1 protein-coding gene is annotated in these 1600 nt (G+C 63.4%); it reads right to left on the bottom strand.

The window, feature by feature from the left end; translation table 11 throughout:
- On the bottom strand, positions 1-1592 hold a 1592-nt coding region (locus GWE18_RS41810; protein ID WP_275191288.1), incomplete at its 3' end, for a non-ribosomal peptide synthetase.
- Positions 1593-1600 lie beyond the last annotated feature (8 nt).

Here is a 1600-nt window from a genome sequence, read left to right as displayed (position 1 = left end):
AGCAGCGAATGTCCACCGAGGTCAAAGAAGTTGTCGTGCCGCCCGACCCGCGCCACACCGAGAAGCTCCGCCCAGATCGTCGCCAGCGCGGTCTCGGTCTCGCCCCGCGGCGGCTCATAGGCCGCGCGCGCATAGGCCGCATCCTCAGGCATCGGCAGCGCCTTGCGGTCGAGCTTGCCGTTTGCCGTCAGCGGCAGCGCCGCCAGGCGCACAAACGCAGCCGGCACCATGTAGTCGGGCAGCCGCGCACTCACATGCGCGCGCAACGTGCCGGCAAGGTCAGATCCCTCAGCTTCGCCGGCGTGCTCCGCAGCCGCAACCACATAGGCGACAAGACGCTTCTCGCCGGTGCGATCCTGTTGCGCCACGACGACCGCATCGCGCACGAATGCGTGTTCGACGAGCCGTGCCGCGATCTCGCCGGGCTCGATCCGGAAGCCCCGGATCTTCACCTGGTCGTCGTTGCGGCCCAAAAACTCCAGATTGCCGTCCGGCAAGTACCGCGCAACATCCCCGGTCCGGTACATCCGCGCCCCCGCCTCAGCGCTGAACGGATCGGCCACAAACCGCTCCGCCGTCAGCTCGGGCCGGTTCAGATAGCCACGCGCGACCCCCGCCCCGCCGATGTAAAGCTCCCCGACCGCCCCGAACGGAACGGGCGCGCCATGACCGTCCAGCAGGTAAACCTGCGTGTTCGCGATCGGTCGGCCAATCGGGAGCCGCTGGAATGGCTCATCAATCGCGTTGATCTCGCAGACTGTCGCAAAGGTCGTCGTCTCGGTCGGACCGTAGCAGTGCAAGAGATGTTGCGGTCGGTTCTGCCTCAACACCCGTGCTACTGCCGCCACATCAACCGTATCACCACCAACTAATAGCAACCGCAAACTTGCCAGCACCGGGCCTAGATCATTAGCGCTCTGCCTGAACAACCCCGCTGTCAAATGCAGGACGGTAATGCGGTGCTGCTGAACCAGACTGCGCAGCACTTCTGGCTCCAGCACATTAGTGTATGGAATCGCAATCAGGCTCGAACCGTGTAGCAGCGGTGCCCAGACTTCCAGCGTACTGATATCAAACGCGGGATTGCCCAGCCATCCCACACGATCCCTCGAGCTGAACTCCGCATAGCCGTTGTTGATGACGAGCCGGTTGACAGCACGATGAGGAACAACAACTCCCTTGGGAACGCCGGTCGAGCCGGAGGTGTACATTACATAAGCGGCGGCCTCGGCGCTCAATGCCAGGCCTGGATCGGTACTACATCCTGTTCCGGCCATGAGCGGCTCAATGGGCAGAACAGGGATTGTCACCTCAACCAGATCGTCATCGTCACTCTCGCTAAGCACGAGGCGCGCATCACAGTCGGCCAGTATCCAGCTTTGTCGTGCAGATGGAAGAGCGCGATCGATCGGCACATAAACTCCCCCCGCCTTCAGGGTCGCCAACTGCGCCACCACAAGCGCAACGGAGCGGTCCAGCATTGTCGCAACACTATCCCCGGGCCTCACCCCGAGCCCGATCAGATGATGCGCGAGCCGGTTCGCCCGTGCATTGAGCTCGCCATAGCTTAAGCGCGCGTCCGCATCGACCACCGCCACCG

The organism is Bradyrhizobium sp. CSA112, from assembly GCF_029051645.1.
Classification (GTDB): domain Bacteria; phylum Pseudomonadota; class Alphaproteobacteria; order Rhizobiales; family Xanthobacteraceae; genus Bradyrhizobium.
Note: the sequence above shows the minus strand (reverse complement) of the source record. Positions and strands in the feature narration are given on the sequence as shown.